General features: G+C 74.0%; 13 protein-coding genes and 1 pseudogene. All 14 read left to right on the top strand.

Annotation, left to right across the window (positions count from 1 at the left end; all coding sequences use genetic code 11):
- The first annotated feature begins 51 nt into the window (after positions 1–51).
- Positions 52–321 (top strand): DNA-directed RNA polymerase subunit omega, encoded by a 270-nt coding sequence (gene rpoZ, locus FJ657_RS11090; protein WP_141163677.1) that lies wholly within the window; start codon positions 52–54, stop codon positions 319–321.
- A gap of 33 nt (positions 322–354) precedes the next feature.
- Positions 355–1,611 carry a bifunctional phosphopantothenoylcysteine decarboxylase/phosphopantothenate--cysteine ligase CoaBC gene (coaBC, locus tag FJ657_RS11085; RefSeq protein WP_141163676.1) on the top strand — a complete coding sequence of 419 codons (1,257 nt, stop codon included), beginning with the start codon at positions 355–357 and terminating at the stop codon, positions 1,609–1,611.
- A gap of 86 nt (positions 1,612–1,697) precedes the next feature.
- Positions 1,698–2,894 carry a methionine adenosyltransferase gene (gene metK / locus FJ657_RS11080; RefSeq protein ID WP_141163675.1) on the top strand — a complete coding sequence of 399 codons (1,197 nt, stop codon included), beginning with the start codon at positions 1,698–1,700 and terminating at the stop codon, positions 2,892–2,894.
- 2 nt (positions 2,895–2,896) lie between these two features.
- On the top strand, positions 2,897–4,972 hold the full coding sequence (locus tag FJ657_RS11075; protein ID WP_255447267.1) for a primosomal protein N' family DNA-binding protein: 2,076 nt from the start codon (positions 2,897–2,899) through the stop codon (positions 4,970–4,972).
- Positions 4,973–5,158: 186 nt separating this feature from the next.
- Positions 5,159–6,079 (top strand): methionyl-tRNA formyltransferase, encoded by a 921-nt coding sequence (gene fmt, locus FJ657_RS11070; protein ID WP_141163674.1) that lies wholly within the window; start codon positions 5,159–5,161, stop codon positions 6,077–6,079.
- On the top strand, positions 6,076–7,770 hold the full coding sequence (locus FJ657_RS11065; RefSeq protein WP_141163673.1) for an RsmB/NOP family class I SAM-dependent RNA methyltransferase: 1,695 nt from the start codon (positions 6,076–6,078) through the stop codon (positions 7,768–7,770). Before fmt ends, FJ657_RS11065 begins: the two co-directional genes overlap by 4 nt.
- A gap of 55 nt (positions 7,771–7,825) precedes the next feature.
- On the top strand, positions 7,826–8,488 hold the full coding sequence (gene rpe / locus FJ657_RS11060; RefSeq protein ID WP_141163672.1) for a ribulose-phosphate 3-epimerase: 663 nt from the start codon (positions 7,826–7,828) through the stop codon (positions 8,486–8,488).
- Between the two features lie 37 nt (positions 8,489–8,525).
- Entirely contained in the window at positions 8,526–8,897 is a 372-nt protein-coding gene (locus FJ657_RS11055) for an FKBP-type peptidyl-prolyl cis-trans isomerase (RefSeq protein WP_141163671.1), read from the top strand.
- A gap of 137 nt (positions 8,898–9,034) precedes the next feature.
- Entirely contained in the window at positions 9,035–9,298 is a 264-nt protein-coding gene (locus FJ657_RS11050) for a phosphoribosyl-ATP diphosphatase (protein WP_141163670.1), read from the top strand.
- 63 nt (positions 9,299–9,361) lie between these two features.
- Positions 9,362–10,201, top strand: a complete 840-nt coding sequence (gene hisG, locus FJ657_RS11045) for an ATP phosphoribosyltransferase (RefSeq protein WP_141163669.1) — start codon at positions 9,362–9,364, stop codon at positions 10,199–10,201.
- Between the two features lie 11 nt (positions 10,202–10,212).
- Entirely contained in the window at positions 10,213–10,974 is a 762-nt protein-coding gene (gene hisF / locus FJ657_RS11040; protein WP_141163668.1) for an imidazole glycerol phosphate synthase subunit HisF, read from the top strand.
- Positions 10,971–11,363: pseudogene (gene hisI, locus FJ657_RS11035) on the top strand (phosphoribosyl-AMP cyclohydrolase); the annotation flags it as partial. The gene hisF and the pseudogene hisI, both read left to right, overlap by 4 nt.
- A gap of 77 nt (positions 11,364–11,440) precedes the next feature.
- Positions 11,441–12,991: an anthranilate synthase component I gene (locus tag FJ657_RS11030; RefSeq protein WP_141163666.1), complete on the top strand. Its 1,551-nt coding sequence runs from the start codon at positions 11,441–11,443 to the stop codon at positions 12,989–12,991.
- On the top strand, positions 12,988–13,716 hold the full coding sequence (locus FJ657_RS11025) for a Trp biosynthesis-associated membrane protein (protein WP_141163665.1): 729 nt from the start codon (positions 12,988–12,990) through the stop codon (positions 13,714–13,716). Before FJ657_RS11030 ends, FJ657_RS11025 begins: the two co-directional genes overlap by 4 nt.
- The last annotated feature ends 58 nt before the right edge of the window (positions 13,717–13,774 follow it).

Here is a 13,774-nt window from a genome sequence, read left to right as displayed (position 1 = left end):
CGCGTCAGCTAGAATCGAGAGTCTTTTCCTCCGAACCGTCAGGAGCGCACCATGGCCGACAAGAACTCCGGCATCATCGACCCGCCGATCGACGAGCTGCTCTCGAAGGTGGAGTCGAAGTACCAGCTCGTCATCTTCGCCTCGAAGCGCGCGCGCCAGATCAACGACTACTACGCCGACCTGCACGAGGGCTCGCTCTTCGACAACGTCGGCCCGCTCGTCGACTCGACGATCGACGACAAGCCGCTCTCGGTCGCCATGCGCGAGATCAACGAAGACAAGCTGGTGCTCGCCGCCGACCCGAACGCCGAGGCCGAGTAAGCGTCTGACGACGCCCTCGTCCGCGGAGCCAGCGTGAACATCGTCGTCGGCGTGACCGGCGGCATCGCGGCCTACAAGGCCGTCGCCGTCGTGCGCGCCCTCGTGCTCGCCGGGCATGACGTGCATGTCGTGCCGACGGATGCCGCGCTGCGCTTCGTCGGCCTCCCCACCTGGGAGGCCATCAGCCGCAACCCGGTGACGACGTCGGTCTTCGACGACGTCAGCGAGGTGCGCCACGTCGCCCTCGGCCAGCGCGCCGACGCGATCGTGATCGCCCCGGCGACCGCCGCCGCGCTCGCGAAGCTCGCCGCGGGCATCTCCGACGACCTGCTCGGCACGACGGTCCTCGCCTCCCGCGCCCCGCTCGTGATCGCCCCGGCGATGCACACCGAGATGTGGCAGAACCCGGCAACCGTCGCGAACGTCGCCCTGCTGCGCGAGCGCGGCGTCGTGTTCGTCGGCCCCGCCGACGGTCAGCTCACCGGCGCGGACAGCGGACCGGGCCGGCTCAGCGAGCCGGACGAGATCGTCGCCGCGGTCCTCTCCGTGCTGCCGGGGGAGTCGGCGTCGCCCGCCGCCGTCGACGCGTCCGCATCCGCGATCCCGCAGGACCTCGCCGGCCGCCGCGTGCTCGTCACGGCCGGAGGCACCCGCGAGCCCATCGACCCGGTGCGCTTCGTCGGCAACCGCTCCTCGGGCCGGCAGGGCGTCGCGCTCGCGCTGGCCGCCGCCGCCCGCGGCGCCGACGTGACCCTGCTCGCCGCGAACCTCGACATCGCCGCCCCGACGGGTGTGCGGGTCGTCGCCGTCAGCACCGCGGCCGAGCTGCGCGAGGCCGCCCTCGCGGCGACCGGCGAAGCGGATGTCGTGATCATGGCCGCGGCCGTCGCCGACTACCGCCCGGTCGAGATCGCCACCGCGAAGATCAAGAAGGACGACCAGGGCGACGAGCTCGCCCTGCGGCTCGTGCGCAACCCCGACATCCTGCGCGAGCTCACGAGCGTGCGACGCCCGGGCCAGACGATCGTCGGCTTCGCCGCCGAGACCGAGCCCGACCGCGACGCCCAGCTCGCCCTCGGCCGCGCCAAGGCCGCCCGCAAGGGCGTCGACCTGCTCGTGCTCAACCGCGTCGGCTGGCACGAGGGATTCCAAGCCGAGACGAACGAGATCATCGTCATCGACGCGGCCGGAGAGATCCGCGCCGAAGCAACGGGGAGTAAAGCGTCGGTCGCCGACCGTATCCTCGATCTCGTCACCGAGACCGCCGCCGACGCGGCCCGCACCACCTGAGCGGTGACGTCGCATCCCGCGCTCGTCCTGCCCCGCGCAGGCGGGCACCCGACCGCGACGTCACCCCCACGAACCCCGGAGCGCCCATGAGCACCCCCCTGCGCCTGTTCACCTCGGAGTCGGTCACCGAGGGCCACCCCGACAAGATCTGCGACCAGATCAGCGACTCGATCCTCGACGCGCTGCTCGAGGTCGACCCCGGCGCCCGCGTCGCCGTCGAGACCCTCGTCACCACCGGTCTCGTGCACGTCGCCGGCGAGGTCTCGACGACCGGCTACGTCGACATCCCGGGCATCGTGCGCAAGCGCATCACCGACATCGGCTACACCTCGTCGGACGTCTGGTTCGACGGCCGCTCCTGCGGCGTCACCGTCTCGATCGGCGGGCAGTCGCCCGACATCGCCCAGGGCGTCGACTCCGCCTACGAGGCCCGCGAGCAGGCGAGCATCGACGAGCTCGACCGCCAGGGCGCCGGCGACCAGGGCATCATGTTCGGCTTCGCGACGACCGAGACGCCGAGCCTCATGCCGCTGCCGATCTGGCTGGCGCACCGCCTCAGCGAACGACTCGCGCGGGTGCGCCACGACGGCGTCGTCGACTGGCTGCGCCCCGACGGCAAGACCCAGGTCACCGTCGGCTACGAGGGCACCGTGCCGCGCACGATCGACACCGTCGTGCTCTCGACGCAGCACGCGCCGACGATCGCTCTCGACGACCTGCGCGCCGCCGTGCGCGAGATCGTCATCGATCCCGTCCTCGCCGAGGTCGACCTCGACTCCACGGCGCACAAGGTGCTCGTGAACCCGACCGGTAAGTTCGAGATCGGCGGCCCGCAGGGCGACGCCGGCCTCACCGGCCGCAAGATCATCGTCGACACCTACGGCGGCGCCGCCCGTCACGGCGGCGGCGCGTTCAGCGGCAAGGACCCGTCGAAGGTCGACCGTTCGGCCGCGTACGCGATGCGCTGGGTCGCCAAGAACGCGGTCGCCGCGGGCCTCGCCGACAGGCTCGAGGTCCAGGTCGCCTACGCGATCGGCGCCGCGGCCCCCGTCGGCCTCTACGTCGAGACCTTCGGCACCGCGCACCTGCCCGAGGAGCGCATCGCGAGCGCGATCCGGGAGGTCTTCGACCTGCGTCCGGCGGCGATCATCCGCGACCTCGATCTGCTCCGTCCGATCTACGCGGAGACGGCGACCTACGGCCACTTCGGCCGCGAGCTGCCCGACTTCACCTGGGAGCGTCTCGACCGCGTGGATGCGCTCCGCGAGTCCGCCGGGCTCTGAGCGTGCCCGGGGCCGCTGACGCGAGCCCGGGCACGGACGACCTGCCCGGGGCGTCGAGCGCGCCCGCGGGGCTGTTCCCGGCCGCGGCCGTCGGCGCCCCGGTCATCGCCCGGGTGCTGCTCGACTCGCCGCTGCCGCAGCTCGACCGGCTGCTCGAGTACCGCATCCCGCCGCAGCTGGCTGACGCGGTCGCGCCCGGCGTGCGGGTGCGCGCGCCGCTGCGCACGGTGGGTCGCACGGTGGATGCGCTCGTGGTGGAGCTGACCGACCAGCAGGAGTTCCCGGGGCCGCTGAGCGACCTCGAAGATGTCGTCTCGCCCGTGCCGGTTCTGCGTCCCGAAGTCTGGACGCTGGCGCGCGGCGTGGCGACGCGCGCCGCCGGGTCGGCCTCCGACGTGCTGCGACTCGCGGTGCCGAAGCGGCAGGCGCGCGTCGAGAAGGCGTGGCTCGAGCGCGATCCCGAGGAGGTCGAGCGGATGCGCGCCGTGGTGCGCGCGGTGTCGGCTCCGGCGGTCATCACCCAGCACGCGCCCGAGACGCTCGATGCCGTCGTGCGCGGCGGCCGACGCGCAGCGCTGCAGGCGCTGACCGGCGTGACGAAGACCCCGGCGGGCGACTGGGTCGGCCGCTGGGCGGTGACGCTCGCCGAGGCGGCGCGGATGGCGCTCGCGGAGGGCGGCACGGCCATCCTCGCGCTGCCCGACTACCGCGACATCGACCAGCTGCTCGCCGCGCTCACGGCGCTCGTGCCCGAGGAGGCGATCGTGCGCTGGGATGCGGCGGGCACGCCCTCGCAGCGCTTCCGCGCCCTGCTGCGCGCGATCGACGGTCCGTGCATCGTGGTCGGCACCCGCTCGGCCGTCTACGCGCCGGCTGAGAAGCTCGGACTGGTCGCGCTGTGGGACGACGGCGACCCGCTGCACCGCGAGCCGCACGCCCCTTATGTGCACACGCGGGATGCGGCGCTGCTGCGCCAGCAGCAGCAGGGCGGCGCGCTGCTCTTCGCCGGCCACGTGCGCAGCACCGAGGTGCAGCGCCTCGTCGAGCTGGACTACCTGGAGGCGATCGGCCCGGCCCGCACCCCGCGCCCGTCGGTGCTGCCGAGCGCCAATCTGACGGCGCGCGACGAGCTGGCCGAGCGGGCGCGCATCCCCTCGAGCGCCTGGCGCACCGCGCGCGAGGCACTGCGGAAGGGCCCGGTGCTGTTCCAGGTCGCCCGCCCGGGCTTCGCGCCGGGCCTCGCCTGCGCCGACTGCGGCAGCGCGGCCCGCTGCCGGCACTGCGGAGGCCCGCTGCAGCAGCGCGGCCGCGGCGGAGCCGTGAGCTGCCTCTGGTGCGGCGTGCCCGATTCGCAGTGGCAGTGCGCCCAGTGCGACGGCGTGAAGCTGCGGCCGCGGGGGAGCGGCTCGGTGCGCACCGCCGAGGATCTGGGCCGCGCGTTCCCGGGCGAGCGCGTGATCGTCGCCGACGGGGAGCACCCGGTGCAGCACGTCGACGACAAGCCCGCACTCGTCATCGCCACGCGCGGAGCCGAGCCGATCGCCGCCGGCGGGTACCGGGCCGTCGTGCTGCTCGACGGCGAGCGCATGGTCGCGCGCGAGAGCCTGCACGTCGGCGAGGACTGCCTGCGCTGGTGGGCGGATGCGACGGCTCTCGCCGCCGATGACGCGCCGACCGTGCTGGTCGGGGTCGGGGGAGCGCTGGCCTCGGCGCTGAGCACGTGGCGACTCGCCGACTACGCGCGCGACGAGCTCGCCGACCGGCGACCGCTGCGCTTCCCGCCGGCCGTGCGCGCGGCCACCCTGCTCGGGCCGCCGGATGTCGTGACGGCCGCGCTCGACCGCATCCAGCGTCCCGGCCTCGATGTGCTCGGCCCGCTGCCGCAGCCCGAGGGTCTCGTGCGCGCGATCGTGCGCCTCGACTACGGCATCGCCGCCGAGGTGGCGGCCGAGCTGCGCGCGGAGATGATCCGGCTGTCGTCGACGCGGCGCAGCGCGCGTCCCGATCAGCGCAAGCGCGGGCGCCAGCCGGTGCCGCTGCGGGTGATCTTCGACGACTCGACGCCCTTCGACGAGTAGGGCTCCGAGCGCGACGAGCGTCATCCTCGTCGCTGCTGTGCCGAGATGTCGCGCCGCTTCTCGCGGGTGGCCGCGACTGCCCGCGATACGCCGTGTGCGCCGTGCGCTCGTGGCCACTCCTTGGTCACCGACGCCGGAGTCCGCGCGCGGATCCGGAGGAGGGAGCTGCGTGGGAGGATCGGCGGGATGTCTTCGCTCCGTCTGATCTTCGCGGGCTCGCCCGCCGCCGCCGTGCCGAGCCTGCGGCGCCTGCTCGCCTCGCCGCACGAGGTCGCCGCCGTCGTGACCCGCCCCGACACCCCGCAGGGGCGCAAGCGCGTGCTCACGCCGACGCCGGTCGCCGAGGTCGCGGAGGAGGCCGGCGTCCCGGTCGTCCGCGCCGCTCGGCTCGCGCCGGTGGCCGACGAGCTGATCGCGCTGGATGCCGACCTCGGCGTCGTCGTCGCCTACGGCGGGCTCATCCGCGAGCCGCTGCTCTCGGCCCCGCGCCTCGGCTGGATCAACCTGCACTTCTCGCTGCTGCCCGCCTGGCGCGGCGCCGCCCCGGTGCAGCACGCGCTCATCGCGGGCGACGAGACGACGGGCGCGAGCGTGTTCCGCCTCGTCGAGGAGCTGGATGCGGGCCCGCTGCTCGCGACGCAGCCGTCAGCGGTCGGCCGGCACACGACGGCCGGCGAGCTGCTCACCCGCCTCGCCGACTCCGGCGCCGAGCTGCTGAGCGACACCGTGGATGCACTCGCCGCCGGCACCGCGACGCTCAGCGAGCAGAGCGGCGAGCCGAGCTTCGCCCCCAAGCTGACCCTCGACGACGGCCGTCTCGACTGGACCCGGCCGGGTGCCGAGCTCGTCGCGCGCCTGCGCGGCGTCACGCCCGAGCCGGGCGCCTGGACGACCCTCGACGGCGAGCGGTTCAAGGTGCTCGCCGGAGCCCTGGCGCACGACGTCGCCCCGCTGTCCCCGGGCGCAGTCGACCTGCGCGCCGGTCAGGTCGTGGTGGGAACCGCCGACACCCCGCTCGAGCTGAGCGAGGTGCAGCCCGCGGGCAAGAAGGGCATGCGCGCGGCCGACTGGTGGCGCGGACGCCAGGGCGCGACGGTGCTCTCGTGAGCGGCGCGGGCGGCCGTTCCGGCGGTGCGAACGGGCGCTCCGGCGGAGCGGGACGCGGTCGCGGCGGCGCCGAGCGGTCCGGCGGCGCGAACCGCTCCGGCGGCGACCGCGGTCGCCGTGCTCCGCGCGAGAGCGCCGACGACCGCGAGGCCCGCTCCGCGCGCGAGGAGCGCCGCGAGCGCGCGGACCGCGACCGTCGTCGAGCCGAGCGCGCGGCCGAACCGCCCCGGCCTCCGCGCCCGCGGGTGACGCTGCCGCGGCAGGTCGCCTACGACGTCATCCGCGCCGTCACCGCCGACGACGCCTACGCGAACCTGCTGCTGCCGAGCCGCATCGCCGAGGCCGGGCTGACGGGCCGGGATGCGGGCTTCGCGACCGAGCTCGCCTACGGCACGCTGCGTCGGCTCGGCTACTACGACCGCGTCATCGAGCTGGCCGCCGGCCGCGAGACCGACCGCATCGACCCGCCGGTGCTCGACGTGCTGCGTCTCGGCGCGCACCAGCTGCTCGGCATGGAGCTCGCGCCGCACGCGGCTGTCGACGAGTCGGTCGAGCTGACCCGGGCTGCGGGGGCGAAGAACGCCTCGGGCTTCGTCAACGGCGTGCTGCGCACGATCGCGCGCGACGACGCCGCGATCTGGCTGCGCCGTGCGACGGCCCACGTCGACGGCGACGCGCTGCTCGCCGTCGAGCACGCGCATCCGCTGTGGGTCGTCGAGGCCCTGCGCGCCGCGCTGGCCGCGTCCGGTCGCGAGGCGGAGCTCGCCGAGCTGCTCGCCGCCGACAACGTGCCGCCGCGCGTCAACCTCGTGGCGCTGCCGGGTCTCGTCGAGCCGACCGAGGTCGTCGGCGCGAGCACCGACGGCGCCGCCCTCCGAGCGGGCGCTGCCGCCGACATCCACCCCGCCGAGATCGACCGCGTCTCTCCTCTCGGCCTCGTCGCCGCGTCCGGCGATCCGGCCGCGATCCCCGCCGTCGCCGACGGCCGCGCCCGCGTTCAGGACCAGGGTTCGCAGCTCGCCGCCCTCGCGCTGAGCCGCAGTCGTCCGGTCGAGCCGGGGGAGCGCTGGCTCGACGTCTGCGCCGGCCCCGGCGGCAAGGCGGCCCTGCTCGCGGCCGAGGCCGCGCGCACCGGGGCGACCCTGCTCGCGAACGAGCTCGTGCCGGCCCGCGCCGGTCTGGTGCGGCGTGCGCTCGACGCCCTGCCCGAGCCGCCCGAGGTGCTCGAGGGCGACGGCCGCCGCTTCGGCTCCGGCCCGGCGGGCTCGATCACCGGACCGGAGCAGTTCGACCGCATCCTGCTCGATGCGCCCTGCACCGGGCTGGGCGCCCTGCGTCGCCGCCCCGAGGCGCGCTGGCGCAAGCACCCCGACGACGTCGCCGAGCTGGCCGTGCTGCAGGGCGAGTTGCTGGATGCGGCGGTGACGGCCCTGCGCCCCGGCGGCCTGATCGCCTACGTGACGTGCTCTCCGCACCTCGCCGAGACCCGCGAGGTCGTCGCCGGTGCGCTCGCCCGGCACCCCGAGCTGCGGGCGGTCGACACCCCGGCGGCGCTCGCGCCGATCGCGACCCGCGACCTGGAGCTGACCCCCGACGGCGACGCGGCCGACACGGCGGCGCAGCTGTGGCCGCACCGGCACGGGACCGACGCGATGTTCATCCAGCTGCTCACGCGGACCCCGGCCGAATGAGGTCGTGCGGCCTCGGGCGCGCGCCGCGGCCGCGCGCGCTCGCTAGGGTCGCTGCGTGACCGTGCGCATCGAACCGAGCATCCTCTCCGCCGACTTCGTCAACATGGAGGCCGAGCTCGCCCGCATCGCCGACGCCGACTACGTGCACGTCGACGTGATGGACAACCACTTCGTGCCGAACCTCACCTTCGGCCCGCAGATGGTGCAGCGCATCCAGGCGGTCTCGCCGATCGGGCTCGACGTGCACCTGATGATCGCCGACGTCGACCGCTGGGCTCCCGGCTACGCCGAGCTCGGCGCGTTCTCGGTCACCTTCCACGCCGAGGCGACCGCCGAGCCCGTGAAGCTCGCGCGCCGCCTGCGCGAGATCGGCTCGCGCGCCGGCATCGCCCTGAAGCCGGGGACCGCGATCGAGCCCTACCTCGAGCTGCTGCCCGAGTTCGACCAGATCCTCGTCATGACGGTCGAGCCCGGATTCGGCGGCCAGTCGTTCATGGCCGACCAGATGGGCAAGGTCGCGGCCGTGCGCGCCGCCGCCGACGCAGCCGGCTCCGAGCTGTGGCTGCAGGTCGACGGCGGCATCACCCTCGACACGATCGAGGTCGCGGCGGCGGCCGGCGCCGACACCTTCGTCGCCGGCTCGAGCGTCTACGGCGCCCCGCACGCGGGCGAAGCGATCGCGGGGCTCCGTGCCGCGGCTGCCGCCCACGCGCACTGACGCTGTCGACGCGCGTCAGACCTGCTTGACTGGTCGCATGACTGACAAGACCAAGCCCGAGATCGACTTCATCGAGGGCCCGGCCCCGACCGAGCTCGTCATCACCGACCTCGAGGTCGGCACCGGCGACGAGGCCACCCCCGGCGCGTTCGTCGACGTGCACTACGTCGGGGTCGACTTCGAGTCGGGCGACGAGTTCGACTCCAGCTGGAACCGCGGCGAGTCGATCCAGTTCCCCCTCACCAACCTCATCCAGGGCTGGAAGGACGGTATCCCCGGCATGAAGGTCGGCGGTCGCCGCCAGCTCGTCGTGCCGCCGCACCTCGCCTACGGCCCCGCCGGCTCCGGCCACCGCCTCGGCGGCCGCACGCTCGTCTTCGTGATCGACCTGATCGGCGTGCGCGGCTGATCGAGCCGTGACGCGGCTCCGGCGGCGCCGCATCCGACCCGACTCGCGCGGTCGCGTCGGGCCGCGCCGCCGGACCCGCACCGCTCGTGAGCGCGACGGTCATCCGCACCCTCCCCGCCCCGATACCCTTGGACACGATGAAGACCTTCGACGCCCTGTTCGCCGAGCTCAGTGAGAAGGCCGTGACCCGCCCCGCGGGCAGCGGCACCGTCGCCGAGCTCGATGCCGGGGTGCACGCCATCGGGAAGAAGATCGTCGAAGAGGCGGCCGAGGTCTGGATGGCCGCGGAGTACCAGAGCGACGAGGAGGCTGCCGAGGAGATCTCGCAGCTGATCTACCACCTCCAGGTGCTGATGATCGCCAAGGGGCTCACCCCGGCGGACGTCTGGCGACATCTCTGATCGATCTCAGCCAGACCATCCGCTCTCGATCCGCCGCGCACCGCGGCGAAAGGTGAATCCCGAATGCTCCGCATCGCCGTGCCGAACAAGGGCACGCTCTCCGAGACCGCCGTGCAGATGCTGCACGAGGCTGGCTACGCCACCCGTCGCGACAGCAAGGAGCTGATCGTCACGGATGCGCGCAACGACGTCGAGTTCTTCTACCTGCGTCCGCGCGACATCGCGACCTACGTCGGCTCGGGCGCGCTCGACATCGGCGTGACCGGCCGCGACCTGCTGCTCGACTCCCACTCGCCGGCCCTCGAGGTCGAGGCGCTCGACTTCGGCGGCTCGACCTTCCGCTTCGCCGGACCGGCGGGCCGTTTCTCGAGCCTCGACGACCTGAACGGCGTGCGCGTGGCGACGAGCTACGACACGCTCGTGGGCGATTTCCTCGAGCGGAACGGCGTGACGGCCGAGCTCGTGCGCCTCGACGGCGCGGTCGAGTCGGCCGTGCGTCTGGGCGTCGCGGATGCGGTGGCCGACGTCGTCTCGACCGGCACCACGCTGCGCAACCAGGGGCTGGAGATCTTCGGCCCGGTCATCCTCGAGTCGACCGGCGTGCTGATCGCCGCGCGCGAGGGCATCGCCGGTTTCGAGACCTTCCAGCGCCGCCTGCAGGGCGTCATGGTCGCCCGCCGTTACGTGCTGATCGACTACGACCTGCCGGCCGAGCTGCTCGAGAAGGCCACCGCGGTCACGCCCGGCCTCGAGTCGCCGACCGTGTCGCCGCTGGCCGACACCGGCTGGCTCGCCGTGCGCGCCATGGTGCCGCGCAAGGACATGAACAACGTCATGGACGAGCTGTACGAGATCGGCGCCCGCGCGATCCTGGTCAGCCCGATCCACGCCGCCCGCATCTGAGGCGGGTCGCCATGTCGGTTCCGACCCGCGTGATCCCCTGTCTCGACGTGTCCGGCGGACGCGTCGTCAAGGGCGTCAACTTCCTCGATCTGCGTGACGCCGGCGACCCGGTCGAGCTCGCGGCCCTCTACTACGCGCAGGGCGCCGACGAGATCACCTTCCTCGACGTCACGGCGACGGTGGATGAGCGCGCCACGACCTACGAGGTCGTCACCCGCACGGCCGAGCAGGTCTTCATCCCGCTCACCGTCGGCGGCGGCGTGCGCTCGACCGAGGACGTCGCCCGTCTGCAGGGCTGCGGCGCCGACAAGGTCGGCGTCAACAGCGCGGCGATCGCCCGGCCCGAGCTGCTCGGCGAGATCGCCGACCGCTTCGGCGCGCAGGCGCTCGTGCTGAGCCTCGACATCAAGCGCAGTGAGCGCATCGCGAGCGGCTTCGTCGTGACGACCCACGGCGGCCGCACCGAGACCGACCTGGATGCGCTGGCCTGGGCCCGCGAGGCGATCGAGCGCGGCGCGGGCGAGCTGCTGGTCAACTCGATCGACGCCGACGGCACGAAGCAGGGCTTCGATCTGGAGCTGATCCGCGCCGTGCGAGACCTGAGCAGCGTCCCGGTGATCGCGAGCGGCGGCGCCGGCAAGGCCGCGGACTTCGCTCCCGCGGTCGACGCGGGTGCGGATGCCGTGCTCGCCGCGAGCGTGTTCCACAACCGCGAGCTGACGATCGGCGAGGTCAAGGCGGCGATGGCCGCGGAAGGGGTGGCGGTGCGATGAGCTGGACCACCGAGAGCGCGAGCGACCAGACCCCGGAGGCTGTGGTCGCCCGGGTGAGCTGGAACCGCGACGGCCTGCTGCCCGCCATCATCCAGGACGATGCCGACGGCGCCGTGCTCATGCTCGGCTATATGGACGACGAGGCGCTGCGCCGCACGCTCACCGAGGGTCGCGTCACGTTCTGGTCGCGCTCCCGTCAGGAGTACTGGCGCAAGGGCGACACCTCCGGCCACCGCCAGTACGTGAAGACGGCGGCTCTCGACTGCGACGGGGATACGCTCCTGGTGCGGGTCGAGCAGCTCGGCCCGGCCTGTCACACGGGCGCGCGGGCCTGCTTCGACGTGGATCCGCTCGAGCCCGTCGTCGGCTCCGCGGCCGACGACGCCGAGTTCCCCGAGTCCGCCCCGGCGGGCGCCGCAGCGTCACCGTCCGCACCGCTCGACGACACCGCAGGAGAGAGCACCGAATGACCTCGACGTCGCGCACCGACTTCGGCGCCGCCCTCGACGACGGGCACCGCATCGTGCCCGTGCTGCGCGAGCTCTTCGCCGACGGCGAGACGCCCGTCGGGGTCTACCGCAAGCTCGCGGCCGGCCGTTCGGGCACGTTCCTGCTCGAGTCGGCGGAGCAGGGCGGCATCTGGTCGCGCTACTCCTTCGTCGGCGTGCGCTGCTTCGGCATGCTGACGCAGACCGGCGACAGCACCTCGACCGACCCGGAGGCGGGCGCCCGGGCGCACTGGATCGACACCGGCGTCTCGGCCGAGCGCGCCCTCGGATCCGATGCGCCGACCGGCCCGCTCGCGGCGCTCGAGCACCTCTACCGCCGCTGGAGCACGCCGCGCGTGGCCGGGCATCCGCCCCTCACCGGCGGCCTGGTCGGCTTCATCGGCTGGGAGGCGATCCGCCAGATCGAGCACCTGCCCGATGCCCCGCCGGCCGACTACGACGTGCCCGGCCAGGCGCTCGGCCTCGTGTCGGAGCTGGTCGTGCTCGACCACCGCACGGGCGCGGCGACCCTCATCGCCTCGGTTCTCAACGACGGCGAGGATGCGCCCGACGCGCTCTGGGCCGACGCCCAATCGCGCCTCGACGCGCTGCAGTCCGGCCTCGCCCAGCCCTCCGAAGCCTGGATCGGCGAGGTCGACCTGAGCCTGCCGGCGCGACCCGAGCCGCGGCAGGACGAGAAGGAGTACCGCGACGAGGTCGTGCGCTCGAAGGACTTCATCCGCGACGGCGATGTCTTCCAGGTGGTCATCTCGCAGCGCTTCGACGCCGAGCTGACGGCCGAGCCGCTCGACGTCTACCGGGTGCTGCGCACGCTCAACCCGAGCCCGTACATGTACCTGCTGAGCCTGGCGACTCCTGACGGACGCCCGTACAGCGTCGTCGGCTCGAGCCCCGAGGCGCTGTTCAAGGTGCAGGAGAAGCGCGTCTACATGCACCCGATCGCCGGCTCGCGCCCGCGCGGGGCGACGCCCGAGCTCGATCTCGACCTCGCCGAGGAGCTGCTCGCCGATCCCAAGGAGCGGGCCGAGCACCTCATGCTCGTCGACCTGGCGCGCAACGACCTCTCGAAGGTCAGCGTCGCCGGCACGGTCGAGGTGACCGAGTTCATGCAGGTCGAGCGCTTCAGCCACATCATGCATCTCGTCTCGAGCGTCGAGGGCGACCTGCGCGAGACGGTCACGCCGATCGACGTGTTCCGGGCGACGTTCCCCGCCGGCACGCTCTCGGGTGCGCCGAAGCCGCGGGCGCTCGAGATCATCGACGAGCTCGAGCCCGCGCAGCGCGGGGTCTACGGGGGAGTGGCGGGCTACATCGACCTCGCCGGCGACGCCGACCTCGCGATCGCCATCCGCACGGCGACGCTGATCGACGGACGGGCCCGCGTGCAGGCCGGCGCCGGCCTCGTCGCCGACTCGGATCCGCAGACCGAGCTCGAGGAGTCGCGCAACAAGGCGGCGGCCCCGCTGCGGGCCATCGCGGTCGCGAACGCGCTGCGGAGGCTGGGATGAGCGTGCCGGCGGAGCCGGGCCGGCGCGGCGGCCGCCTCAAGAGCCTGAGCCTGCTCGCGCTCCTTGCCGGCAACGGCGTCGTGCTGCTGGCCTGGAGCCAGCAGTGGTACGTGCTGCACCTCGACGACCGGGCGATCCCGGCCTCGGGTCAGGTCGCGGCGGGGCCTCTGCTCGCGCTCGCGCTGACCGGGCTCGTGCTCGTCGCCGCACTCGCCCTCGCCGGCGTCGCGTTCCGCATCATCCTCGGCGTGCTGCAGGCGCTGCTCGGCGGCTGCATCACGCTGCAGGCGGCTCTGACGATCGGCGACCCGGCGCACGCCTCCAGCTCGGTGCTGCGCGAGACCGCGGGGATCTCGGGGCAGCACGCCGCCGACCTGGTCGACCGCGTCGACGGCTCGGGCTGGCCGTTCCTCGCGCTCGCCGCCGGCGTCGTGCTCGTGCTGCTCGGCCTCCTCGTCGCCGTCACGGCGACGCGCTGGCCGGTGTCGTCGCGTCGGTACAGCCGCACCCGCCTCGTCGCGCCCGACGGACGCAGCGCGGCCGAAGCCCTCGACGAGGGCGACCGGGATGCCGCCGACGACGCCGGCGTCGACGTCCACGGCGACGACACGGCAGCGTCCACCCGCCCGTCCCCCTCCCCGTCCTCGTCGCCGCGCCCCGCGGCCGAGCGCGACGCCGTCGCCGACTGGGACGCCCTGAGCGAGGGCGACGACCCCACCCGCTGAGCGAGGCCGGCCGTCGAGCGATCGCCGCCGCGCCCCGCGTCCGTCCCGGCCATCCCGG

This window comes from Schumannella soli, from assembly GCF_006517435.1.
Lineage (GTDB): Bacteria > Actinomycetota > Actinomycetes > Actinomycetales > Microbacteriaceae > Schumannella > Schumannella soli.
The sequence above is the reverse complement of the archived record's forward strand: the minus strand, read 5'-3'. Positions and strand labels throughout refer to the sequence as shown.